This window comes from Pleionea sp. CnH1-48 (assembly GCF_024124665.1).
Classification (GTDB): Bacteria; Pseudomonadota; Gammaproteobacteria; order Enterobacterales; family Kangiellaceae; genus JAMXSB01.
In genome coordinates this window covers 96,101-119,397 of the sequence record NZ_JAMXSB010000003.1, presented here as the reverse complement: position 1 = coordinate 119,397, position 23,297 = coordinate 96,101, and the positions used below count along the sequence as shown (strand labels likewise).

At 43.7% G+C, this 23,297-nt stretch carries 21 protein-coding genes and 1 tRNA gene; 19 read left to right on the top strand and 3 right to left on the bottom strand.

The features are described 5' to 3' along the window. Nucleotide 1: 1 nt before the first annotated feature. The 18 genes from NH399_RS05690 (at nt 2) to NH399_RS05605 (ending at nt 19,460) form a co-directional block, all read left to right on the top strand. Nucleotides 2–1,213: a glycosyltransferase family 4 protein gene (locus NH399_RS05690; protein ID WP_253037735.1), complete on the top strand. Its 1,212-nt coding sequence runs from the start codon at nt 2–4 to the stop codon at nt 1,211–1,213. A 41-nt stretch (nt 1,214–1,254) separates the two neighbouring features. Continuing rightward, nucleotides 1,255–1,860 carry a sugar transferase gene (locus NH399_RS05685; RefSeq protein ID WP_253037734.1) on the top strand — a complete coding sequence of 202 codons (606 nt, stop codon included), beginning with the start codon at nt 1,255–1,257 and terminating at the stop codon, nt 1,858–1,860. Beyond that, the gene (locus NH399_RS05680; RefSeq protein WP_253037733.1) at nt 1,844–2,650 is read left to right on the top strand and encodes a TauD/TfdA family dioxygenase; all 807 of its coding nucleotides are present in this window, start codon (nt 1,844–1,846) and stop codon (nt 2,648–2,650) included. The genes NH399_RS05685 and NH399_RS05680 overlap by 17 nt, the downstream gene beginning before the upstream one ends. A 26-nt stretch (nt 2,651–2,676) precedes the next feature. Further along, entirely contained in the window at nt 2,677–3,501 is an 825-nt protein-coding gene (locus tag NH399_RS05675; RefSeq protein WP_253037732.1) for an aldo/keto reductase, read from the top strand. Next, a complete protein-coding gene (locus NH399_RS05670; RefSeq protein WP_253037731.1) occupies nt 3,498–4,121 on the top strand; it encodes an acetyltransferase in 624 nt (207 codons plus the stop codon). Before NH399_RS05675 ends, NH399_RS05670 begins: the two co-directional genes overlap by 4 nt. Nucleotides 4,122–4,130: 9 nt before the next feature. Further along, nucleotides 4,131–5,306: a DegT/DnrJ/EryC1/StrS aminotransferase family protein gene (locus NH399_RS05665; RefSeq protein ID WP_253037730.1), complete on the top strand. Its 1,176-nt coding sequence runs from the start codon at nt 4,131–4,133 to the stop codon at nt 5,304–5,306. Between the two features lie 89 nt (nt 5,307–5,395). Further along, entirely contained in the window at nt 5,396–7,342 is a 1,947-nt protein-coding gene (locus NH399_RS05660; protein WP_253037729.1) for a polysaccharide biosynthesis protein, read from the top strand. A 172-nt stretch (nt 7,343–7,514) separates the two neighbouring features. After that, nucleotides 7,515–9,227: a bifunctional sulfate adenylyltransferase/adenylylsulfate kinase gene (locus tag NH399_RS05655; RefSeq protein WP_253037728.1), complete on the top strand. Its 1,713-nt coding sequence runs from the start codon at nt 7,515–7,517 to the stop codon at nt 9,225–9,227. A 719-nt stretch (nt 9,228–9,946) separates the two neighbouring features. After that, nucleotides 9,947–11,323 carry a phosphomannomutase CpsG gene (locus tag NH399_RS05650; RefSeq protein WP_253037727.1) on the top strand — a complete coding sequence of 459 codons (1,377 nt, stop codon included), beginning with the start codon at nt 9,947–9,949 and terminating at the stop codon, nt 11,321–11,323. 250 nt (nt 11,324–11,573) lie between these two features. Continuing rightward, the gene (thrS, locus tag NH399_RS05645) at nt 11,574–13,499 is read left to right on the top strand and encodes a threonine--tRNA ligase (RefSeq protein WP_253037726.1); all 1,926 of its coding nucleotides are present in this window, start codon (nt 11,574–11,576) and stop codon (nt 13,497–13,499) included. 3 nt (nt 13,500–13,502) lie between these two features. Next, nucleotides 13,503–14,051: a translation initiation factor IF-3 gene (gene infC, locus NH399_RS05640; RefSeq protein ID WP_371876063.1), complete on the top strand. Its 549-nt coding sequence runs from the start codon at nt 13,503–13,505 to the stop codon at nt 14,049–14,051. Nucleotides 14,052–14,295: 244 nt separating this feature from the next. After that, nucleotides 14,296–14,493 carry a 50S ribosomal protein L35 gene (gene rpmI / locus NH399_RS05635; protein ID WP_253037725.1) on the top strand — a complete coding sequence of 66 codons (198 nt, stop codon included), beginning with the start codon at nt 14,296–14,298 and terminating at the stop codon, nt 14,491–14,493. Between the two features lie 16 nt (nt 14,494–14,509). Continuing rightward, on the top strand, nt 14,510–14,869 hold the full coding sequence (rplT, locus tag NH399_RS05630; protein WP_253037724.1) for a 50S ribosomal protein L20: 360 nt from the start codon (nt 14,510–14,512) through the stop codon (nt 14,867–14,869). A gap of 300 nt (nt 14,870–15,169) precedes the next feature. Next, entirely contained in the window at nt 15,170–16,186 is a 1,017-nt protein-coding gene (pheS, locus tag NH399_RS05625; RefSeq protein WP_253037723.1) for a phenylalanine--tRNA ligase subunit alpha, read from the top strand. A 101-nt stretch (nt 16,187–16,287) separates the two neighbouring features. Further along, nucleotides 16,288–18,666 (top strand): phenylalanine--tRNA ligase subunit beta, encoded by a 2,379-nt coding sequence (gene pheT, locus NH399_RS05620; protein WP_253037722.1) that lies wholly within the window; start codon nt 16,288–16,290, stop codon nt 18,664–18,666. A 3-nt stretch (nt 18,667–18,669) separates the two neighbouring features. Then, the gene (gene ihfA / locus NH399_RS05615; RefSeq protein ID WP_253037721.1) at nt 18,670–18,972 is read left to right on the top strand and encodes an integration host factor subunit alpha; all 303 of its coding nucleotides are present in this window, start codon (nt 18,670–18,672) and stop codon (nt 18,970–18,972) included. Then, complete coding sequence (locus tag NH399_RS05610; protein ID WP_253037720.1) at nt 18,950–19,303, top strand: MerR family transcriptional regulator; 354 nt, start codon at nt 18,950–18,952, stop codon at nt 19,301–19,303. Before ihfA ends, NH399_RS05610 begins: the two co-directional genes overlap by 23 nt. Before the next feature lie 80 nt (nt 19,304–19,383). Continuing rightward, nucleotides 19,384–19,460, top strand: a tRNA-Pro gene (locus tag NH399_RS05605). Nucleotides 19,461–19,522: 62 nt separating this feature from the next. Here the strand turns inward: NH399_RS05605 and NH399_RS05600 are convergent. From NH399_RS05600 to NH399_RS05590, 3 genes are all read right to left on the bottom strand, one after another. After that, nucleotides 19,523–20,125, bottom strand: a complete 603-nt coding sequence (locus tag NH399_RS05600) for a hypothetical protein (RefSeq protein WP_253037719.1) — start codon at nt 20,123–20,125, stop codon at nt 19,523–19,525. A gap of 24 nt (nt 20,126–20,149) precedes the next feature. Continuing rightward, complete coding sequence (locus NH399_RS05595) at nt 20,150–20,467, bottom strand: hypothetical protein (RefSeq protein WP_253037718.1); 318 nt, start codon at nt 20,465–20,467, stop codon at nt 20,150–20,152. An 83-nt stretch (nt 20,468–20,550) separates the two neighbouring features. Then, the gene (locus tag NH399_RS05590; protein WP_253037717.1) at nt 20,551–20,850 is read right to left on the bottom strand and encodes a hypothetical protein; all 300 of its coding nucleotides are present in this window, start codon (nt 20,848–20,850) and stop codon (nt 20,551–20,553) included. 302 nt (nt 20,851–21,152) lie between these two features. Between NH399_RS05590 and NH399_RS05585 the strand changes: the two genes are divergently transcribed. Continuing rightward, nucleotides 21,153–23,042, top strand: coding sequence for an ATP-dependent endonuclease (locus NH399_RS05585; protein WP_253037716.1), 1,890 nt, complete (start codon nt 21,153–21,155; stop codon nt 23,040–23,042). Nucleotides 23,043–23,297 lie beyond the last annotated feature (255 nt).

The window sequence follows — 23,297 nt, the reverse complement described above, 5'->3', positions numbered from 1 at the left end:
AATGAAAGTTTTATATTTTCACCAGCACTTTTCCACTCCTTCTGGTTCTACTGGAATTCGCTCTTACGAGATGGCGAAAAAGCTCATTGAACACGGCCATGATGTAACGATGGTTTGCGGCAGTTATGGCGGAGGAGAAACTGGATTGGCAACAGAGTTTCGTAATGGTCGTCGAGAAGGTTTAGTAGATAATATCTATATTATTGAATTTGATTTAGCTTATTCAAACAAAGATGGCTTTTTAAAAAGGTCGATGACTTTTTTGAAGTTTGCCTTCAAAAGTATTGGTATTTCTTTGACGCATGATTATGATGTTGTCTTTGCTACATCGACTCCGTTGACAGCCGGTATCCCTGGGATAGCTGCGCGCTGGTTAAGGAAAAAGCGCTTTGTTTTTGAAGTGCGAGATCTTTGGCCCGAACTACCAAGAGAAATGGGAGTTATCACCAATCCTGTCGTGCTTAAGTTAATGTCTATTTTGGAATGGTCTTCATATCGCTCTGCTCATGCTTGTGTTGGTTTGTCACCTGGAATTGTAAAAGGCATTCATAGTCGAGGTATAAAAGATGAAGCTATCGAAATGATTCCTAATGGTTGTGATTTGGGCATATTTTCATCAGGCTCCGAACGTAAATGGAGGCCTGATAGCGTTTCTGATAGTGACTTTATGGCAATATTTACGGGGACTCATGGAATAGCAAATGGGTTAGATGCGGTATTAAAAACAGCCGAGGTTCTAAAAAAGAGAGGCCGAGAAGATATTAAACTTGTATTGGTTGGTCAAGGTAAACTAAAGCCTGATTTAGTTCATATGGCAAAAGATATGTCTCTAGACAATGTTATTTTCTTAGATCCTGTCAATAAAATAAAATTAACTGGCTTAATGGCTAGTGCCGATTTAGGAATGCAAATATTAGCAAATGTACCCGCGTTTTATTACGGAACATCTCCTAATAAGTTCTTTGACTATATTTCAGCAGGGCTACCGGTGCTAAATAACTACCCTGGATGGTTAGCTGATATGATATTAGATGAAAACTGCGGCTTGGTAGTGCCTCCGGATGATCCCGCTGCTTTTGCTGATGCTCTGGAATCCGCGGCTAGTTCTCCTGAAGTATTATTTGAGATGGGGGAGAACGCTAGACAATTAGCCCACAAAAAGTTTAATCGGAAAGAGCTTGCTGAAAAATGGGTTGAAGTCGTTCTTCCCTGATTTAGTTGAAAGCGTTAAAATTATCGAGGTGTTGGATTAAGATGTATGCTCAAATAGTCAAACCTTTCTCGGATAAGGTGATGGCTTTTATTTTACTTATATTGCTTTTTCCTTTTATGTTGGCAGTCAGCGTCGGATTAGCCATTTCTCTAAGCTCTAACCCCTTTTTCCTTCAGAAAAGGGGAGGATATAAAAATCGAGTATTTAAGATAATAAAGTTCAAAACCATGACTAACGAAAGAGATAGTAGTGGTGAGCTTTTACCTGACTCTGAGCGTTTAACTAAGTTTGGGGCCGTTGTCAGGTCACTGAGTCTTGACGAATTACCACAGTTATTTAATATCCTTAAGGGAGATATGTCTTTTGTGGGACCACGTCCGTTTCTTTCTGATTACTTAGATATTTATACGGATGAAGAGCGCCAACGACATAATGTCAAGCCCGGAATCACTGGCTGGGCACAGGTTAATGGGAGAAATACTTTAACCTGGAAGCAAAAGTTCAAGCTAGACTTGTGGTATGTAGAAAATCAATCTCTATTGATCGATATCAAGATCGTATTGTTAACTATTGTTAAAGTTGTTCGCAGAGAGTCTGTTAACCAGTCATCTACTGAAACAATGGAGAAATATGATGGCACAAATTAGTAAGCCAGAACTCAATGGTTTTATTGAGGTCGTTGAGTCTCGTTCTGATGATCCAGAAAAAGTCGCTATTCAAATAAAACAAGCACTGAAGAAAAACAAAGTAGTAAAGCTCACTTTAGGATTTCATGTAGAAAACTTACGAGAATTTTATAATGTAATCACTGATAGATTAGGTAGAGCACAGGACATAGCAGAGGATTATGCCGCTGGTGGAGCTCAGACAGGTGAGCGTTGGATGGAAATTCGCTACGATGCTGATGTTCCTGATATGAGTGCGTACCGTCACAGCAAGAATGCACAACCCCTTCATACCGATGAGTCATACATTGCAGAACCTTGCGATGTTATGGTGTTTTATTGCAAAAACAAGGCTGCCAGAGGAGGAGAGACACTCTTTGTTGATGGTGTTGAACTTGTCGAGCGAATGAAAGTTGTTGATCCAGAGCTACTCTCTGAACTAAGTGAAACTTCGGTTATATTTGAGAAAGCAGGCAACAAGCGAATAGAGAAGATCATCGATTTAGAAAATCCTCTACAACCTGTTTTTAATTACAACTACTATTGCATTTCACCTAATGAAAGTGACGCCAATAAGAGTTTGAATCGTCGCTTTTTCGAGTTTTTAGAAACCCATGTTAAGGGTTCCTATTTGGAGCATGCTGTTGGTTTAAGGCCTGGTGAAAGTGTTTATTGGTGGGATCATTTTGTGGTTCATGGGCGTAATCCGTTTGAAGCCTATGATACTAATGATCGCTTTATCTGGAAGACTGGAGTCATTTGGAATGATTAACCTTTAATAGAAGGATGAGTGCCAATATGTCTCGTATCGCTCTTGGAACAATGAGGTTTGCAGAAAAGTCGATGAGAGCTAAAGAAGTCTCTTCTCTTATCGAGTATTGCCTAAAAGCTGGAGTTACCAGCTTGCATGCATCTCACGAGTACGAATCTTATCAACTATTTTGTTCTGCTTTGTCTCAGTTAAGCCAAGCTGATAGAGCTAAGATTGACAGTATTGTAAAAGTCTCTGGGCCACATTTTGATGAGTCGACGTTTTGCAAGTCTACGTTCGAGTATCGTATTGATCAGTTTTTAAAAGAAACGGGTCTTGAGCATATTGATGTATGCCAATGGATGTGGAGGTTAAATCCCCTGGATGATGACTTGAGGATTGAAAGGTATGACTCGCAATCCCAACAGATAGAAGAATGTTTCGCAGAGCTTAAACAGTCGGGCAAAGTAAAGTCGTTTATGTGCTTTCCTTATTCTGCTCGATTTATGCGTCACGTCATTCCAAATTCTCAACTCGATGGTCATATTAACTATTTAAACTTCTGGGAGTCGGATGCCGTTGATGTAGAAGAAATGAGCACCGTTGTTCTAAGACCTTTAGGAGCAGGAAAGGTATCATCCATAACAGCTAGTGATTTGAACGAGCTCGAAAAGTCTGTGGGTGTATATGACCGTTCTCCTTTGTTTCACAGTTTTGCATTATCTTTAAGCGCACCTTTCGTGAAAAACATTGTTGTCAGTATGTCTACTACTGCGCAAGTTGACGATATTTTGTCAATTGAGGAGAGTGTCGTTCCTTCTGAGTCCTTACACATGAAGTACAAAGCATTTGCAGGAGCTTTTAAGTCATGACCAAACTGGCCATCTTGGGGGCGAGTGGACATGGAAAGGTTCTGGCAGAGATTGCTGAACTAAACGGGTACGATAATATTACCTTTTATGATGACAGGTGGCAGTTGCTGTCAGAAAATTACCCTTGGCCTGTTATTGGAAGTACTGAACAGCTTCTTTCTGACTGTACTCAATATGATGCCTGCATTGTTGGAATCGGTAATAATACGATTAGACTGGAAAAGCAGCAGTTATTAGTGGATGCTGGTGCTAATATCACTTCGCTGTTACACCCAAAAGCTTTTGTGAGTCGTTATGTAACCTTGGGAGTTGGTGTCTGCGTTATGGCAAATGCGTCGGTTAATATCGATTCAACCATCGAAGACGGATGCATTGTGAATACGGGAGCATCTGTTGATCACGATTGCCACTTGAGCAGAGGCGTTCATATTAGTCCTGGAGCATCTTTAGCTGGCAATGTGTCTGTTGGAGAAGGCTCATGGGTCGGAATTGGTGCTTCAGTCAAGCAATCGATCATTATTGGTAAAAAAGTAATAGTTGGTGCGGGCGCTGCAGTAGTTAATGATATTGCAGATGAATTGACGGTTGTCGGTGTACCAGCGAAAGAACTAATAAGTTAGAGTAATATCATGTCGAATACAAAGTTATCTGGTTGGCCTTTGTTTACTGAAGAAGAAGGGAACAAAGTTAGAGACGTTCTCCTATCTAATCGTGTGAATTATTGGACGGGTCAAGAGTGCCGAACGTTTGAAAAAGAATTTGCTGAATTTACAGACTCAAAACACGCTATTGCTGTAGCGAACGGAACCGTCGCGTTAGATTTAGCCTTAGAAGCTTTAGGCGTTGGAGATGGCGATGAAGTTATTGTTACCCCGCGTACTTTTCTGGCTTCCGTATCATCTGTGGTGAATACTGGTGCCACTCCCGTTTTTGCTGACGTCGATTTGAATAGTCAAAATATTGAGGCTCATACTATTGAACAATGTCTTTCCCCTAAGACCAAAGCAGTAGTTGTGGTTCATTTGGGCGGAATGCCAGCAGACATGGATGCCATCATGTCATTAGCTGAAGAACATAACTTTTATGTTATTGAAGATTGTGCTCAAGCTCATGGAGCGAAATACAAAGGCAAAAGTGTGGGGAGTATTGGTCATATAGGTGCTTGGTCGTTTTGCCAAGATAAAATCATGACTACTGGCGGTGAAGGCGGCATGGTGACCACTAATGATGAAGAGCTGTGGTCTAAAATGTGGTCCTTTAAAGATCATGGAAAGTCATGGCAGGCGGTTTACGAAAAAGAGCATCCTCCAGGTTTTCGATGGTTGCATGAGTCTTTTGGAACAAACTGGAGAATGACCGAAATGCAGGGAGCTATTGGTCGCATTCAACTGTCCAGAATGGAGCAATGGACCACCAAAAGACAAAACAATGCTGCTAAGCTGGATAATGTACTTAAAGACTTTTCCTGTATCAGAACCGTTGAGGTTGGTCAGGCTTTTGAGCACGCGGAATATAAGCATTACTTTTTTGTTAATACTAGTTTGTTAGCGGACGGCTGGACAAGAGATAGAATCGTTGAAGAAGTCGTTTCTCGAGGGGTACCGTGCTTTCAGGGTAGCTGCTCAGAAGTTTATTTAGAAAAAGCTTTCGATGGAACAAGTTTTAGACCGAAGAGTAGATTAAGAAATGCGCAAGTTTTGGGAGAAACTAGTATCATGATGTTGGTACACCCAACTTTGACCGATGAAGAAATTAACCTCTGCGCTAACGTATTAAGAGATGTTCTTTTGCTTGCTCAAAAGTAGCTAAGTTCTTACTATAGCGGTATATTTTGTTTGAAGATTAAATAAAATTTACTAAGCTGAGAGTGGTAAGTAAATTTACAAGGGTGAATGTGGATAAATTTAAAGATTTGATCCAGTACTTTCTGGAATCACCTAGACCTATAAAAAGACTTATAACCTTGTCGTTTGATGGTATTGCTATCCCGTTTTGTATTGCAATGTCTTTAATGATCGATCTAGGCAATGAATTTGCTTGGCGGCAGCAAGACTTTTTGGTCGCTTTATTTACACTTGGCGGCTCTATCCTTGTTTTTGTTCGATTGGGCTTTTATCGAGCAATCTTGCGTTATATTGGAATCACGACTGTATCCGTTATTTTACTCGGTGTGTCAGCCAGTACACTCATCTATTTTGTGACTTACTGGAGCGTTCACTCCAGCTTTTCCTTTAGTCAGGCCTTATTTTATTGGTGCTTTCTTACTCTGGTTGTAGGTGGGTCTCGGCTTGGCTTCAAAGGCTATATGGAAAGAGTCCACAATAGTGCTGCTGTTGTTGCTATTTACGGAGCGGGAGCCGCAGGTAGGCAGCTTGCTTCGGCATTGCGTTACGGCGATGATTATCAACCAGTCATTTTCTTTGATGATGATTCAAGTCTCTATCACTCAGAGATTGAGGGGCTTAAAGTACTCTCGCCGTTGGAGATTGAAGAGGCTATCTATAAGTACAAAATTACCCATGTATTGTTAGCGATGCCATCGACTTCTCATGCTCGTCGCAGCGAAGTTTTGTCTCATCTTGAGCCTTTTCCTATCAAAGTAAAAACCATCGCCGGAATGGAAGATATTATTTCTGGCAAGGTGAGTATTGGTGAACTGAAAGACATTGATGTAGAAGATTTATTAGGGCGCGATGCCGTGTGCCCTGATAAAGAACTGATGGCAAAGAACATCACTGATAAAGTGGTTATGGTCACTGGAGCAGGTGGCTCGATTGGTTCGGAGCTTTGCCGTCAAATCATTTTATTAGGCCCTAAGACATTGATTTTATATGAGTTATCTGAGTATGGCTTGTATGCCATCGAAAAAGAGCTTAAGGCCTTGTTGAAAGATTCAGATATAAAATTGGAGTTAGTGCCTCTGTTGGGTTCGATTCAGCATCGCAATCGTTTAACTCGCGCAATGACTTCATTTAAGGTTCAAACGGTTTATCACGCGGCAGCTTATAAGCATGTTCCTATTGTTGAACACAATATTATTGAAGGTGTTCGAAATAATGTGTTTGGCACCTGGTATACAGCAGAAGCCGCGGTAGAGGCGGGTGTAGAAAAGTTTGTGCTTATTTCTACCGATAAGGCCGTGCGCCCAACAAACGTAATGGGAGCCACCAAGCGTTTGGCTGAGTTAGTATTGCAGGCGATGAATCTACGTGAAGGTAAAACGCTGTTTACCATGGTGCGCTTTGGTAATGTACTGGGTTCATCGGGATCTGTTGTACCGTTATTCCGTGAGCAAATTCGCAGTGGTGGCCCAGTTACTGTGACTCATCAGGACATTATTCGCTACTTTATGACTATTCCAGAGGCCGCTCAATTGGTTATCCAGGCGGGTGCGATGGGACAGGGTGGTGATGTGTTTGTATTAGATATGGGCGAGCCTGTTAAGATTGCCGCTCTTGCAGAAAAAATGATTCATTTGATGGGACGAACCATCAAAAGTAAAAGACATCCGGACGGTGATATTGAAATCCAGTTCACAGGATTACGTCCTGGTGAGAAGCTTTATGAAGAGCTGCTGATTGGCGAAAACGTAGAGGGTACAGAGCATGCCCGTATTATGCGTGCTAATGAAGAAATGCTTGCCTGGGATGATATGAACAACGTGCTTAACATCCTTGATGAGTTGTGTGTGAATATGGACTGCGATGGCGTGGTGCAAATGTTGTTGAAAACACCAACGGGCTACAACCCTCAGCATGAAGTCTGTGATCTCTTGTGGAAAACCGATGCTGCAAGGGAGTTGTCTGAGAATAATATCGTTAAATTCAAGACGATCAGCTAAACCACACTGTAAATTCTCTAACATTATAAGGTCATATTGGCATATTATGAGCCAATATGACCTTTTTGCGTTTAAATAGCTGCATTCAATGAATTGGAATACTTTGTAGGGTATTACCAGCCAGGTAGTCAGCATACAAGGTAGAACATAACGGCTATAGAAATTATTACTTATGACACATTTAACCGCACCGCATGGCGGACAGCTTACCGAGTTGTACGTATCTGAATCAGAACAACAGCAGTTGAAAGAGTTGGCTACAGGATTACCTTCTTGGGATCTTACCCATCGACAGCTCTGTGATATCGAATTGCTGCTTAATGGTGGCTTTTCTCCTCTAACCGGCTTTTTATCCAAAGAAGACTATCAATCCGTTTTAGATTCCACTCGCCTGGCTGATGGGACTCTATGGCCCATTCCAGTAACTCTGGATGTGGATGCTCAGTTTGCTGAGACCATACAAACAGGCTCTAGTGTGGCACTGAGAGACGCAGAGGGTGTGTTGTTGGCTGTGCTGGAGGTGTCAGATATCTGGACTCCTGATAAAACTCTCGAAGCGCAAAAGGTCTTTGGCACGGATGATCAAAAGCATCCAGCTGTCGATTACCTACTGAATAAAGCCGGAGAAGTTTATTTAGGCGGTCGCCTTAAAGGTGTCGAAGCTCCCAATCACTATGACTACAAAGGCTATCGTGATACGCCTGCGGAATTACGTGCGAAGTTTAAAAAGTGGGGCTGGCGTAAAGTCGTGGCCTTCCAGACTCGTAATCCTATGCATCGGGCCCATCAGGAGCTGACATTCCGCGCCGCCCGCCAGGAAGAAGCGAATTTATTAATTCATCCCGTAGTCGGTATGACCAAACCTGGTGACATTGATCACTACAGTCGTGTTCGTTGCTATGAGCACATTATTAAAGAGTATCCAGAGCAAACCACCATGCTCAGTCTGCTGCCGCTGGCCATGCGTATGGGCGGGCCTCGAGAAGCACTTTGGCATGCCATCATCCGCAAGAATTACGGCTGTACTCACTTAATTGTAGGTCGTGATCACGCTGGTCCAGGAAAAGACAGCAACGGCGAAGACTTTTATGGCCCTTATGATGCGCAAACCTTATTACAACAACACGAAGAAGAGTTAGGTATCCAGATGGTGCCTTTCCAGATGATGGTGTACGTAAAAGAGAAAGCTGAATACCTTCCTGCGGACGAAGTTGAAGAGGGGATGACCGCTCTGAATATTTCTGGAACCGAAGTGCGTCGTCGTTTGGCAGAAGGTCTCGAAATTCCTGAGTGGTTTTCTTATCCCGAAGTGGTTAAAGAACTGCGCAAAACCAGTCCTGCTCGAGATAAACAAGGGGTGACTATCTTCTTTACTGGATTATCGGGTGCAGGTAAATCCACCATTGCTAACGCTTTGATGATTAAATTGTTAGAGATGGGCAACCGTCCTGTCACTTTATTAGATGGTGATATTGTACGTAAGCATTTATCCAGCGAGCTAGGTTTTAGCAAAGAGCATCGCAATATTAATATTTTGCGTATTGGTTATGTTGCCAGTGAGATAACCAAAAATGGTGGCTTTGCGATTTGTGCTCCTATCGCTCCTTATCAGGCGACCCGCAGAGAAGTGCGCGCCATGATCGAGCCATTAGGTGGATTTATCGAAGTGCATGTGGCTACGTCGCTAGAAGAATGTGAGCGACGTGATCGCAAAGGCTTATATGCTAAAGCGCGCGCGGGATTGATCAAAGAGTTTACCGGGATCAGCGATCCTTACGAAGTGCCAGAGCAGGCCGAGATCACTATTGATACCCTTGGCTTAACACCGGACGAAGCGGCACAGGAAGTGATCTTAAAATTAGAAAGTGAGGGCTATATTCGCTAGCCTTCAAATCTCCTCCTTTCTTAAATATTTCATCGCTATACCCAAAGCATTTCAAGGTGCAGGTAGGCGGCCAGCAAGCGAGTCCCCTGAGCTTAGACAGACTAAGTGATTGGGGTGAGTGCGCGCAGCCAACACCGCTGCACCTTGAAAGGCGACGGGTATATATCCAAAGAATTTCAAGGTACAGGCAGGCGGCCAGCAAGCGAGTCCCCTGAGCTTAGACAGACTAAGTGATTGGGGTGAGTGCGCGCAGCCAACACCGCTGCACCTTGAAAGGCGACGGGTATATATCCAAAGAATTTCAAGGTACAGTCAGGCGGCCAGCAAGCGAGTCCCCTGAGCTTAGACAGACTAAGTGATTGGGGTGAGTGCGCGCAGCGCTGCAACTTGAACATCAGCGCTGCAACTTGAAAGGCGACGGGAATAAGAGCTTGCGTTAAGGGTAACCACTGGTTACCCTTTTTCGTTTTCACCTACCTTGTGTTGAGAAGTGCTGAAAATACTAAGGAACGATAGACTTAATGCTCAAAGCATCTATACCCAAAGAATTTCAAGGTGCAGGTAGGCGGCAAGCAAGCGAATCCCCTGAGCTTAGACACACTAAGTGATTGGGGTGAGTGCGCGCAGCGCTGCAACTTGAACATCAGCGCTGTACCTTGAAATGCGACGGGTATATTATTTTCAGAACTATTGGTTAACACACTTTTTATGGACAAAAAATGACATCCTTAACCTGTTTTAAAGCTTACGACATTCGCGGCAAATTAGGCGAACAATTAAATGAAGACATTGCTTATCGTATAGGTCGAGCCTTTGCACAATTTTTATCGCCTAAGACCGTTGTGGTGGGTGGCGATATTCGAGAAACATCGGCGACGTTAAAAGCGGCTGTGGCAAAAGGTTTGATGGACGAAGGTGTGACTGTGCTGGATATCGGCATGACAGGGACCGAAGAAGTCTATTTTGCGACTAAGCATTTCAAGGCCGATGGTGGTATTGAAGTGACGGCCAGTCACAATCCTATCGATTACAACGGTATGAAGCTGGTGCGTGAAGAATCTAAGCCAATCAGTGGTGACACTGGACTCGACGAAATTCGTCGCCTGGCAGAGGCGATGGAAGGGCAGGAACTACCATCTGTTGAAGGCGGTTCGGTAAAAACGTTGGAGCACTTACCTGACTACATTCGTCATTTGTTGACCTACGTCGATGTTACTCAATTAAAACCGTTGAAGCTGGTGGTTAACAGTGGCAATGGCGCATCCGGTCATGTTATCGATGCCATTGAAGCAGAATTTCAGCGTCTCCAGGTGCCCGTAGAATTTATTAAGCTGCATCACGAGCCAGACGGTAGCTTCCCTAACGGCATTCCCAATCCATTGCTCCCAGAAAATCGTGCAGACACCATTGCTTGTGTTAAAGAACATAATGCCGATATGGGGATCGCCTGGGACGGTGACTTTGATCGCTGCTTTTTGTTTGATCAAGATGGGCAGTTTATCGAAGGCTATTATATTGTCGGTTTGTTGGCTGAAGCTTTCTTGCAAAAACACCCTCAAGAAAAAATCATCTTCGATCCTCGACTGACCTGGAACACTCAAGACATCATTGAGCAAAACAAAGGTGTTCCCATCATGTCAAAAACCGGACACGCTTTTATCAAAGAACGCATGCGTGAAGAAAATGCCATCTACGGTGGCGAGATGAGTGCACATCACTACTTTCGAGACTTCGCTTATTGCGACAGCGGCATGATCCCATGGTTATTAGTGGTCGAACTTATCTGCAAGACAGGTAAGCCTTTAGGTCAGTTGGTGCAGGAACGAATGGATACCTATCCATCTCCTGGTGAAATAAACAGCAAGGTTAAAGATGCGGATGAGACCCTTGAGCGCGTACTCAATGCCTATCAAGCTGACGCCAATCATATAGATTACACCGACGGAATTGGTGTTGAGTTCGACAACTGGCGCTTTAATTTGCGCAAATCCAATACCGAGCCTGTGATTCGACTAAATCTAGAAACTCGCGGTGATAAGACGCTTATGCGAGAAAAAACCGACGAATTACTCCAATTAATTCGTGCCGATGTCTAAATATTGACCCTGACCCAATCCATCGTTTGATTGCTGCCTACGCCAATTCGAAATACTTTGGGTATAGATCTGGCGATGGCGGGCTGGTTTGATATACAATCGGTCACTTCCGTAGCACCCTTGCCTGGGTGCTTCTTTGATTTAGAAGCCACTAACTTGCTACGGAATACAATGAGACCCTAACTACCCGACGGACCTTTTTAAAACGACGGGAATAAAACTAAGAGATTAGCAAAGGTTAAAACAAGCAATGCCTATTATCACTCTCCCTGACGGAAGTCAGCGTAATTTTGACAAGCCAGTGTCAGTTTATGACGTGGCAGCAGATATTGGTCCTGGCTTAGCTAAGTCAGCTCTAGCGGGTAAAGTTAACGGAGTGGCCGTTGATACCTCTTACACGCTGACCGAAGATGCAGAATTGGCCATTATTACCGAGCGTGATGAAGATGGATTGGAAGTTTTGCGCCACTCCTGTGCCCACTTGTTGGCCCAGGCTGTGAAAGAATTGTTCCCAGGTGCTCAGGTTACCATTGGTCCCGTTATCGACAATGGGTTCTATTACGACTTCGCTTATGAGCGTCCTTTCACACCCGAAGACTTAACCGCCATCGAAAAGAAAATGGCTGAGTTAACCAAAGCCAACTACGATGTTGAGCGTTCGGTTATGCCTCGTGATGAGGCCGTTGAGTTCTTCCGCAATATGGGTGAAGAATATAAGGCAGAAATCATTGCCAGCATCCCGACTAACGAAGATATCTCTCTTTACCGTCAGGGTGATTTCATCGATTTATGTCGTGGTCCTCACGTCCCAAGTACTGGCCGCTTAAAAGCCTTCAAATTGATGAAAGTGGCCGGCGCTTACTGGCGTGGTGACTCTAACAACGAAATGCTTCAGCGTGTATACGGTACTTGCTGGGCCAACAAAAAAGACTTAAAAGCCTACTTGCATCGTCTAGAAGAAGCTGAAAAGCGCGATCACCGCAAATTAGGTAAGCAACTCAACTTATTCCACTTTCAGGAAGAATCTCCTGGAATGGTGTTCTGGCACCACAATGGCTGGAGCATCTTTAAAGAACTCGAAAAATACATGCGCGATGTCTTAGCGCGTCACGACTATGAAGAAGTCAAAGCGCCTCAGGTATTGGATCGCAGCCTGTGGGAAAAGTCGGGCCACTGGGACAAATACAAAGAAGACATGTTCACCACCGAGTCAGAAAGCCGCACTTATGCGGTTAAACCGATGAACTGTCCTGGCCATGTGCTTATTTATAACCACGGTTTGAAATCCTACCGCGACCTGCCATTACGTATGGCTGAGTTTGGTTCGTGTCACCGTAATGAAGCATCGGGTGCCTTGCACGGCTTAATGCGCGTTCGTGGCTTTACTCAAGACGATGCACACGTTTTCTGTACCGAAGACCAAATCCAGGAAGAAGTGTCGACTCTGATCGATATGATTTATGAAGTTTATGCCGATTTTGGCTTCAACAAAGTCGAAATCAAGCTCTCTACGCGTCCCGAAAAACGCGTAGGCTCAGACGAAATCTGGGACAAAGCCGAAAAAGGTCTGGCCGATGCATTGGCAGCCAAAGGCATCGAATACGATCTTCAGCCAGGTGAAGGTGCTTTCTACGGCCCTAAAATTGAATTTTCTTTGCGCGATTGTCTTGATCGTGTTTGGCAGTGTGGAACAGTCCAGCTAGACTTCTCTATGCCGGGTCGCTTAGGTGCAGAATATGTTGCCGAAGATGGCACCAAGAAAACACCGGTTATGATTCACCGTGCTATTCTGGGATCGCTTGAGCGTTTTATTGGTATTCTCATTGAAGAATATGCGGGTAAATTCCCTGCCTGGTTAGCGCCAACGCAGGCGGTGATCATGAATATCACCGATAAACAGAGTGAATTTGTGCAAAAAGTGGCAAAAACTTTGAAATCTGATGGATTTAGAGTCAATGCGGACTTGAGAAACGAGAAGATCGGATTTAAAATTCGCGAGCATACGCTTCAACGCGTGCCATACCTGTTGGTGATTGGTGACAAAGAAGTTGAAGCGGGCCAGGTAGCTGTGCGCACTCGTTCTGGGGAAGATTTAGGTGCGATGCCTGTAGAAGATTTCAAAAAATTGTTAAATGAGTCGATCGAACAGCTCGGTCGAAGCGTATCGGAGGGGTAAACTATTAAAGGTGTAAAAGGTAAAGGCGGACAGCAAAAAAACACAGTCCGTTTAAATGGTGAAATTAACGCAAAAGAAGTTCGATTAATTGGCGCCGATGGAGAACAGGTTGGTGTCATGACGGGCGCCAAGGCATTGTATTTGGCTGAAGAAGCTGAATTGGATTTGGTTGAGATTTCGCCAGAAGCCTCTCCTCCGGTTTGTCGTATCATGGACTACGGCAAATTCTTGTTTGAACAAAAGAAAGCCGCGAATGCTGCCAAGAAAAAACAGACGCAAATGCAGGTAAAGGAAGTTAAATTCCGTCCTGGTACTGATATTGGTGATTACAATATCAAATTGCGTAACCTGATTAAGTTCTTGGATCATGGCGATAAAACCAAAATCACTCTGCGTTTCCGTGGTCGCGAGATGGCTCACCGCGAATTAGGTTTTGAGCTTTTAAAGCGATTGGAGAAAGACTTAGAAGAGCATGGTGTGGTAGAATCCCATCCCAAGCTTGAAGGTCGCCAGATGATTATGGTGGTTGCACCTAAAAAGCGTAAGAAATAGAATAACTTAGGTGATACTCCATGAGTATCACCTTTTCGTATTTGAGTTTTCATCGGCTCAAATCGTTGTCTGGCGGTTTTTCGCTACCGACCAGCAACGGCAAATGATGAAGAGAGTTTGCTCTCTTTTACTATGGTGTTCACCGTGCTTTGTGGCCTTTTTATGGTCTAAACGACGTTTTCGGACGTGGCCTGTGAACTAAACAGTGAAGCTTATGCTTCTATTAACAAATGCGAGATTTACTATGCCAAAGATCAAAACCGATCGCGGCGCTGCTAAGCGCTTCAAAAAGACCGGTAAAGGTGGTTACAAGCACGCTCAGTCGCACTTGAGACACATCCTGACTAAGAAAAGCAGTAAGCGTAAACGTCATCTTCGTCACTTGAAGTTGATCGCGCCAGCTGACGTTGCTCAGCTAAATCGTCAGTTGCCTTACTTATAAGCAGGAGTGTTGAAAGATGCCAAGAGTTAAACGTGGTGTAACGGCTCACCGTCGTCACAAAAAAGTTTTAAAACAGGCTAAAGGTTATTACGGTGCACGTAGCCGTGTATATCGTGTAGCTAAACAAGCTGTTATTAAAGCAGGCCAGTATGCTTACCGTGACCGTCGTCAGCGTAAGCGTCAATTCCGTGCTTTATGGATCCAGCGTATCAATGCTGCTTCTCGTGAGTGTGGTTTGTCATATAGCCGATTTATCAACGGGCTGAAAAAAGCGTCTGTTGAAGTAGATCGCAAAATCCTAGCTGATATTGCTGTATACGACAAAGCCGCTTTTGCAGCCCTGGCAGAAAAAGCGAAAGCTGCCCTGTCAGCGTAAGTTAGGCTGAGTCGACAAAACAGATTATTCTGTTTTGGTATCCTGCAAAGGATCGTTAAAAAGGGGGAAGGGCTTTCGGCTCTTCCCCCTTTTTTTATGAATTTTTTAAATCCTCTTGTTCATTGCAGTGAGGGGGCGTTGCCTTTCGACCCAGGCAACATTCAGACAGTCGCACATATAACAAATCTATGTGATTGAATTGTCGAAATAAAAACTAAATTAGATACAATGAGTCAGGCTCGAAAAACGCGTTATTCGAACTCACTCATTACCAACAGAAAGAACAGAAGGTAGCACGCTATGTCATCGCTAGAGGCTCTGGTTACAGCAGGAAAAGAGGCTATTGAGCAAGCACAAGATTTACAGTCTCTTGAGCAGGTAAAAGTCGAATATCTTGGCAAAAAAGGATTGATCACTCAGCAGATGAAACAGCTGGGCGGTTTGCCAAAAGAAGAACGTCCTGCTTATGGGCAAAAAATCAATCAGGCAAAACAGGCGGTTCAGGCCGATTACGACGCCAAGAAAGAACAGATGGAGCAAGCTAAAATTGCTCAGCAGTTAGCTAACGAAGCCATTGATGTGTCTTTGCCCGGTCGCAAAGCATCCGTAGGCGGCGTTCATCCTGTTAACCGTACGTTAGAGCGTATCGAAGAATTCTTTGCTCAGCTGGGTTTCAGCGTTTCTGAAGGTCCAGAAATTGAAGATGACTACCACAACTTTGAAGCTCTGAACATTCCTGGCCACCACCCGGCCCGTGCCATGCACGATACCTTCTATTTCAGCGAGTCGTTATTGTTACGTACTCACACCTCGCCCGTACAGATTCGAGTGATGGAAGACGAAAAACCGCCAGTGCGCATCATCGCACCAGGCCGAGTATATCGTTGTGATTCTGATTTAACCCATACGCCGATGTTCCACCAGGTTGAAGGCTTATTGGTTGACGAAAAAACCAGCTTCGCCGATCTAAAAGGCGTATTGGACGAGTTCCTGAAAAACTTCTTCGAAAAAGATCTGGATGTTCGTTTCCGTCCTTCTTATTTCCCCTTCACCGAGCCATCGGCCGAGGTCGACATTCAATGTGTAATGTGTGAAGGCGAAGGGTGTCGAGTCTGTAGTCACACTGGATGGTTGGAAGTATTAGGCTGCGGTATGGTGCATCCTAACGTTCTTAAGTCGGTGGGTATCGACAGCGAAAAATACAGCGGCTATGCCTTCGGTATGGGCGTAGAGCGTTTAACCATGTTGCGTTATGGCGTGAATGACTTGCGATTGTTCTTCGAGAACGACTTGCGCTTCTTGAAGCAATTTAACTGATCGCATCAAGTATTCAACATTAACGCATGAGAGACACAAACCCTCTCATTATCGAACAAATTGAAAGCTCGACAACGAGCTGAAATAACGGAAGCAAGACAATGAAAGTAAGTGAAAAGTGGTTACGAGAGTGGGTTAACCCTGACATTTCTACCGAGGACCTGGCAGCGCAAGTAACCATGGCTGGCCTCGAAGTGGATTCATTGGAAAAAGTAGGCGAAGGCCTGGACGGCGTGGTCGTCGGTCAAATCGTCAAAGCAGAACAACACCCTGACGCTGACAAACTGCGTGTTTGTGAAGTCAATGTCGGTGCAGAAGAAAATCTACAAATCATCTGTGGCGCACCTAATGCGCGCGATGGCATCAAAGTAGTGGTCGCGACCATTGGTTCGGTATTGCCCGGTGATTTCAAAATCAAAAAAGCCAAATTGCGCGGTGTGGCTTCGTTCGGCATGTTGTGTTCAGAAAGCGAACTGCAGCTGTCAGAAGAGCACGATGGCATTATGGAGCTGGCAGAGGATGCGGTATTAGGTACGCCTTTTGTTGAGCACATGCAGTTGGCGGATTCTATTATCGATATCGATTTAACGCCGAATCGTGGCGACTGCCTGAGTATCCGTGGTATCGCTCGTGATGTGGGCGTATTGAATCAGGCGCCTGTCACCGAGCCTGAGATTCAGCCTGTTGTAGCAACTATCGACGATACGTTGGATATCACTTTATCAGCACCAGAAGGTTGCCCTCGTTATGCGGGCCGTGTGATTCGTAATATTGATGCTACGGCAAAAACACCCGACTGGATGAAACAAAAACTCGAGTCTGCGGGCGTTCGTGCTATTGAGCCTTCTGTTGATGTGACCAACTACGTATTGTTGGAGCTGGGCCATCCGATGCACGCTTTTGATTTGGCGCGTATTGACGGCAAGATTGACGTTCGTTGGGCCAACGAAGGCGAGAAGCTGGTCTTGCTGGACGGCCAAGAAGTGAACCTGACCACTGATACTCTGATGATTGCTGATAACAGCAAGCCGTTGGCCATTGCGGGTGTCATGGGTGGCGAGCATTCTGGGATCAGTGAAGACACCAAAGACGTATTCCTTGAGAGTGCTTTCTTCCAGCCGATTAAAATCGCGGGTAAGGCACGTAGTTATGGCTTACATACCGATGCGTCTCATCGTTATGAGCGTGGTGTGGATTATGAGCTTCAGGTCACTGCGATGGAGCGAGCGACTCAGTTGTTGCTGGATATCGTGGGTGGTGAAGCTGGCCCGGTAGTCGACGTTCGTAATGACGAGATGATGCCATCGAAAGCGCCGGTTAATTTGCGTCGTGCGCGTATTTCTCGCTTGTTGGGCATTGAGCTGTCCGATGAGACCGTTGAAGACATTTTGACCCGTCTGGGCATGACCTTGAGCGCCAACGACGAAGGTTGGACTGTTGAAGTCCCTAGCTACCGTTTTGATATTTCGATTGAAGAAGATTTGATCGAAGAGCTGGTGCGTATTTATGGCTACAACAAAGTACCTAGCCAGGCGCCACAAAACGAAATGCGCATGGTGCCTCGTCCAGAGCGTAACTTGCGTAAGAGTGCTATTCGTAACCTGTTGGCTGCAAGAGGTTATCAAGAAGCGATTACTTACACTTTCGTTGAGCCTTCGCATCAGGAGCTAATCAATCCTGGTGTTCCGACGATTGAATTATTGAACCCTATTTCTTCAGAGATGTCTGTAATGAGGACGTCTATCTGGCCTGCGCTGATCAGTGCGGCGGATTACAACCTTAAGCGTCAGCAAGAGCGTGTCCGTTTGTTTGAGATAGGATTACGTTTTGAGAATCACGAAGATGGCTTGAAGCAAATACCCACACTGTCTGGTGTGATTTGTGGCTCAATTGACAAAGAAAGTTGGGAAGGTAAGGGACAAGCTGTTGATTTTTATGATATAAAAGGAGACGTCGAAGCCGTACTAGAACTTTCTGGCATGGCTGACACTTTCCGCTTTGTTGCAGAGAGTCATCATGCACTGCATCCTGGACAATCTGCGCGCATCATGGCGGGCAAAAAAGCCGCTGGTTGGATTGGCAAATTGCATCCAAGTTTAAAGAAATCATTAGATTTAGAGCAGGATTTGTACCTGTTTGAACTGGATTTAGAAGCCGTTAATCAGCGAAAGTTGCCGAAATTCACAGAATTGTCGCGATATCCGTCGATTAGGCGTGACCTGGCAGTGATCGTCGACGATGAAGTGAGTGCGTCGCAACTTATTGATTTAATTAGACAGACGGCCGGAAATTTACTAAAACATATTAATATCTTCGATGTTTATCGTGGCGAAGGTGTTGATTCTGGTAGAAAAAGTATCGCCCTGGGGCTTATTTTGCAGCACTCCGAGCGAACTTTAAAAGATGCTGAGGTCAACAAGATTGTTGATAGAGCCATCGCCGTTTTAGAAAAAGAACTAAATGCTGTCTTGAGGGACTAGTCTATGGCGTTAACCAAAGCAGACATGGCTGAGCGGTTATATGACGAACTGGGGTTAAATAAACGCGAAGCAAAAGAGATGGTCGAGGCCTTTTTTGAAGAGGTTCGTAATTCGTTGGAAAGTGCAGAGCAGGTTAAGTTGTCAGGATTCGGCAATTTTGATCTGCGTGACAAAAATCAACGTCCTGGCCGTAATCCTAAAACGGGCGAAGAGATCCCTATCTCTGCTCGTCGAGTGGTTACTTTTAGGCCAGGTCAGAAGTTAAAAGCCCGGGTAGAGGCCTATGCTGGAAGCAAGCAACAATAATGAGCTAAAACCTATCCCTGCGAAGCGCTACTTCACCATTGGTGAGGTTAGCGACTTGTGTCAGGTGAAGCCGCACGTCTTGCGTTATTGGGAGCAGGAGTTTCCTCAATTGCACCCGATTAAGCGCCGTGGTAATCGTCGTTATTATCAGCGCGAAGACGTGATGGTGATCCGTCAGATCCGTGAGCTTTTGTATGACAAGGGCTTTACGATTGGCGGTGCCCGCCAACAACTTGAGGCCGAGGAACAGCAAGATTCCGGCGTCAATTCACAAAATGTTCAATTATTGATTAGTGAATTAGAAGACATTATTCGGCTTCTTAAAAATTAGTTGAACAGGCATCAAAAACCCATTGCTTTTTTTTCTCAAGCAGGTATTATTTCGGCTCCTCGCATAGAGGAGCAGTAAATCGGAGTGTGGCGCAGCCTGGTAGCGCACTTGCATGGGGTGCAAGTGGTCGGAGGTTCGAATCCTCTCACTCCGACCAATTCTTAAAAAACCGAACTTTTTAGTTCGGTTTTTTTGTGCCTGGAAGAAAGTGTTTTTCCGTTATTCTGTTTTCTCGTTGGGTGAGTCGTATCCACATTCGTTAACGATAAAAGTGCCTTCTGTTTCTCCGTGTTGTTGGAGTCTTCCAATTTGTTTTCCATCTGTTGAGTAGATGCGATAAGCAGAGGTTCGATAGATGCAGGAGAATACCGAATAGAGGAATTTGAATTTCCCTCCGCATCCGTCATGTCTTATTTGCTGGTTTGGATTGTTGAATTCAATGTATTGTAAGCCACCACAAAAGAGGCAGTGGCCTTTGGGGTGACGTTTTTGACGAATGTTAAAAAGTTGCTTTAGCTCTTCTATTGCAGTGGTTTTGTCTTCTAATGGGGTTGTATTTATCGGGTATTCAATGGACTTGTTCATCTTCGTTAAGGCGATTGCATGTTCCCAGTCTCTGATGCTTCTCAAATCTTCTGAGAAAGTTGGAGCATTGCATGTGCCACACCAAACAGGTTGTTTAGGGATTGATAGCAAGTGTTCATCTTTGACGGTTTTGTTTTTTACATCGTATTGAGGTGCATAGAGATAAAGCCCATTTGCGGGATCGGGGAAGTCATAGGATTGGCTGCAAGTGTCACAGTTTATAGATGATGGGAGCATGGGATTTATTTCTTAAACCTCAAATTAGTCAATACTTGAACCAGTATCGGAAAATCCTGAATCTGAAGAGTCACTGAAAGTATTTTCAATGGAATCAGCAAGCGATTCATATTGTTCTATATCCATCTCTTGATTATTTGAGCTTTGTTCCAATTCTTTTTCTTCATCAGATTTAGAGAGAATAAACGTTGCTATTTGAATGACTGCAAAAACGACCAGAAAACCAGCTAGAATAATTAATAGGGTATCTAGCAACCAGCTGGTTGAGACATCCGTAAAAAATACTACGAACACAATAAATGAAAAAATTGTTAGCCCAAAAAGCCAAGCTAGAGAGCGCATTGTTATCCTTTAATAAAATCTAATCTTATTGCATTACTAAAGTATCACTTTAGGGAAGTTTTGACCATGGTTTAGCTCATTTACTAATTGGAAGTGGAGCCTCCACCAGACGAGCCTGAGTTAGAAGAGCTATCAAAGTGACTATCGGTTTTGTCCGAGAGTGATTCATAGTTTTCGATGTCCATTTCTTCGGAGTCTAAATCTTTGTTCTTGTCTTTTGACTGCTTGTAAAAATAATCCCAAAAAAGAACGCCTATCATAATAAAACCGAAAACGAATATCAGACCAACTTCACTCATCCAGTCGACATATCCTTGAGTTCCCCAAATGATAAAGGCTATGAAACCGATACCTAATAGAGCAAGTGCTATTAAACAGCCCATGGTTGTTCCTTAGTTATTTTTATAATACGACTGTCGTAAAATATCATTTTGAGAATGTTGTGACCAAGGACTTCTTGCGAAGACCTTTGTCGTTAGTCTAAAACTTTAGTTGAGTTTACTTAGAGAGTATAGGCTGTTATGTTTAACGGAATAGATAAGTTATTTTAAGTAGTTAAAGATGGTTATTAATGATTAAGTAGTAAACTATTTAACTAGTTGGTGTCCAACGAATATAGATACGAGGGTGATGGCCTCTTTCAATCTCAGAACTAATTACTTTTACACGAGAGATTAGCCGTAATATGGAAAGCTTACTTCCTAGAGTAGAAGGTCGCTCTATTGCTTCCTTTCAGAACTACATTCAACAGATTAGATTCCCATTTTTTAAAAAACTCAAACCAGGAACAGAGATAAACCTGGACTTTCCATTTACAGCATTAGTCGGCCCAAATGGCTCGGGTAAGTCCTCTACTTTACAGGCTCTCTATGGCTGCCCTTCGGGTTATAACGTTGCCCATTATTGGTTTTCGACAGCAATTGATCCAATTAAAGAAAGTGGTGGAGAAGCATATCGATACATATACAAATATAAACCTCAAGGTTATAGCCAACCAGTAGAAATTGCTCAGAAAAGAACTAGAAGAGCAAATGACCCCGATTACTGGGAAACGGCTAGACCGTTGGTTAGAGATGGTATGGAGCCAATGCCAACCCCATTCCCTCCTGAATTAAAAGAGTTAAGAAGTTTGACTCGTTGGAAAAAGATGGAAAAGGATGTGGTTTATATAGACTTTCGGGCTGAGCTAAGTTCTTTCGATAAGTTTTTCTATTTTGGTACATATACCAAAAGCAACTCAATAAATTCTAAACAAGATTTTTTGAGAAGACGCTCAAAAGTACTAAAGGAACATGTTTCTCAACTCGAAAGTACTATGACACCTAGAACTTGGCATGGTCGTTCCACTAGAAAAGCTGAATATCTATCGAAAAAGGAACTGGAGTGGGTTAATCGTATTCTTGGTAAAAATTACATTGCTGCAAAAGTCGTAGAACATGATCTGTTCAACAATAATGGATATTCCATAATCTTCACTAAGTCGGGTTCAAGTTATAGTGAAGCTGTTGCTGGTAGTGGTGAGGTATCTGTTGTTAACTGTGTTGTTAAAGTACTTAGAGCTGAAGAGAGTTCGTTAATTTTGTTAGATGAACCAGAAGTTTCATTGCACCCTGGAGCTCAAAAAGAACTAAGAGAGTTACTATTTCACGTGATAGTAACCTCTGGTTGCCAAGTCGTAATGTCAACTCACTCCGAGCACTTTGTTCAAGGTCTACCAAACAAAGCTATAAAGCTATTCCAATATGATGATAATTCAGAGTCGTATAGTGTGATAAACAACTGTTCGCCCGAACAAGCATTTATTCGTTTAGGTTCAGAAGTTCACTGCAACAAAAGGAAAATATATGTTGAAGATATTCTGGCTAAAGCTGTGGTGACTGAAGCTATCAAAGAAATAGATAGTGAAGTTCTCAGTTTAATCGAAATTATTCCATATTCTGGTGGAGCTGATACAATACTTAATAACTTACTCGTTCACTTCACCGCATCTGAAGCCTCGACTAACGACATGGTTTTTTTGGATGGAGACATGAGAAAATGTGTTAGAAGCCATGAGATTGAAGGTTTCGAAGCAGAATTGAAAGCGGGTACTTTCATCAACCAAGTTATGCGAGAAAACATATCCGAGATAGAACTCGGAAATATCGACACTATTATACGAGAACAAACAGGAAGATGTGGCAGCTCCTTTGCTTTGCCTCTAAATGGTGGGAATGCTGATAATAGTGCGCAGGAGTTAGAGTTTAAGCTGCGAATGCTTAATGTATTCCATGAAAAATTCCACTTTATGAGCGCCCATACTCCTGAAAAGCTCGTGTGGGAAGTTGCCACAGGAAATGAACCGCTTAATATTTCTGCAATTAAAGAACGATTTGAACGAGGCAGTTATAAGGATAAATTCCGTCAGCTATCGAAAGAAGAATACGGTGCAGATACTAGCTCCAGGGAAATCTTTGAGCTACAAAAAAGGTTTTTAGCAAAAAGAGACCGTAACTCTCCTCAGTGGCGAAGGTTTAAAGAATCAGTTCGTTTACTAATTCAAGCTGAGGACCTTTCTCCACAGGCTGCAAGTTAAGACCTTTAATTAAAGCTTATTCCAAATAATGGCGGGACGACATTACTGGTTTGTCTCGCCTGTTCGTTTTGCTACCTAAAAATCAAACCATTCGGCGAAAGATTGTAATTTAGTAGCATGTTTGAGTGTGATCCCATGGCTTAGTTGGATTAGCTCAGACAAAAGCAATCTGGTGGTGACAATACGACAAAGTCCCTTGGTAATTAGTCCGCCAGTCTCCATCGGTAGTCACACTACTGCATATAATGGTTCTAT

Bases quoted from the DNA above. Each gene is read 5' to 3' on its own strand.
- NH399_RS05690 (WP_253037735.1), top strand. From the start codon at position 2: ATGAAAGTTTTATATTTTCACCAGCACTTTTCCACTCCTTCTGGTTCT.
- NH399_RS05685 (WP_253037734.1), top strand. From the start codon at position 1,255: ATGTATGCTCAAATAGTCAAACCTTTCTCGGATAAGGTGATGGCTTTT.
- NH399_RS05680 (WP_253037733.1), top strand. From the start codon at position 1,844: ATGATGGCACAAATTAGTAAGCCAGAACTCAATGGTTTTATTGAGGTC.
- NH399_RS05675 (WP_253037732.1), top strand. From the start codon at position 2,677: ATGTCTCGTATCGCTCTTGGAACAATGAGGTTTGCAGAAAAGTCGATG.
- NH399_RS05670 (WP_253037731.1), top strand. From the start codon at position 3,498: ATGACCAAACTGGCCATCTTGGGGGCGAGTGGACATGGAAAGGTTCTG.
- NH399_RS05665 (WP_253037730.1), top strand. From the start codon at position 4,131: ATGTCGAATACAAAGTTATCTGGTTGGCCTTTGTTTACTGAAGAAGAA.
- NH399_RS05655 (WP_253037728.1), top strand. From the start codon at position 7,515: ATGACACATTTAACCGCACCGCATGGCGGACAGCTTACCGAGTTGTAC.
- NH399_RS05650 (WP_253037727.1), top strand. From the start codon at position 9,947: ATGACATCCTTAACCTGTTTTAAAGCTTACGACATTCGCGGCAAATTA.
- thrS (WP_253037726.1), top strand. From the start codon at position 11,574: ATGCCTATTATCACTCTCCCTGACGGAAGTCAGCGTAATTTTGACAAG.
- rpmI (WP_253037725.1), top strand. From the start codon at position 14,296: ATGCCAAAGATCAAAACCGATCGCGGCGCTGCTAAGCGCTTCAAAAAG.
- rplT (WP_253037724.1), top strand. From the start codon at position 14,510: ATGCCAAGAGTTAAACGTGGTGTAACGGCTCACCGTCGTCACAAAAAA.
- pheS (WP_253037723.1), top strand. From the start codon at position 15,170: ATGTCATCGCTAGAGGCTCTGGTTACAGCAGGAAAAGAGGCTATTGAG.
- pheT (WP_253037722.1), top strand. From the start codon at position 16,288: ATGAAAGTAAGTGAAAAGTGGTTACGAGAGTGGGTTAACCCTGACATT.
- ihfA (WP_253037721.1), top strand. From the start codon at position 18,670: ATGGCGTTAACCAAAGCAGACATGGCTGAGCGGTTATATGACGAACTG.
- NH399_RS05610 (WP_253037720.1), top strand. From the start codon at position 18,950: ATGCTGGAAGCAAGCAACAATAATGAGCTAAAACCTATCCCTGCGAAG.
- NH399_RS05600 (WP_253037719.1), bottom strand. From the start codon at position 20,125: ATGCTCCCATCATCTATAAACTGTGACACTTGCAGCCAATCCTATGAC.
- NH399_RS05595 (WP_253037718.1), bottom strand. From the start codon at position 20,467: ATGCGCTCTCTAGCTTGGCTTTTTGGGCTAACAATTTTTTCATTTATT.
- NH399_RS05590 (WP_253037717.1), bottom strand. From the start codon at position 20,850: ATGGGCTGTTTAATAGCACTTGCTCTATTAGGTATCGGTTTCATAGCC.
- NH399_RS05585 (WP_253037716.1), top strand. From the start codon at position 21,153: ATGGAAAGCTTACTTCCTAGAGTAGAAGGTCGCTCTATTGCTTCCTTT.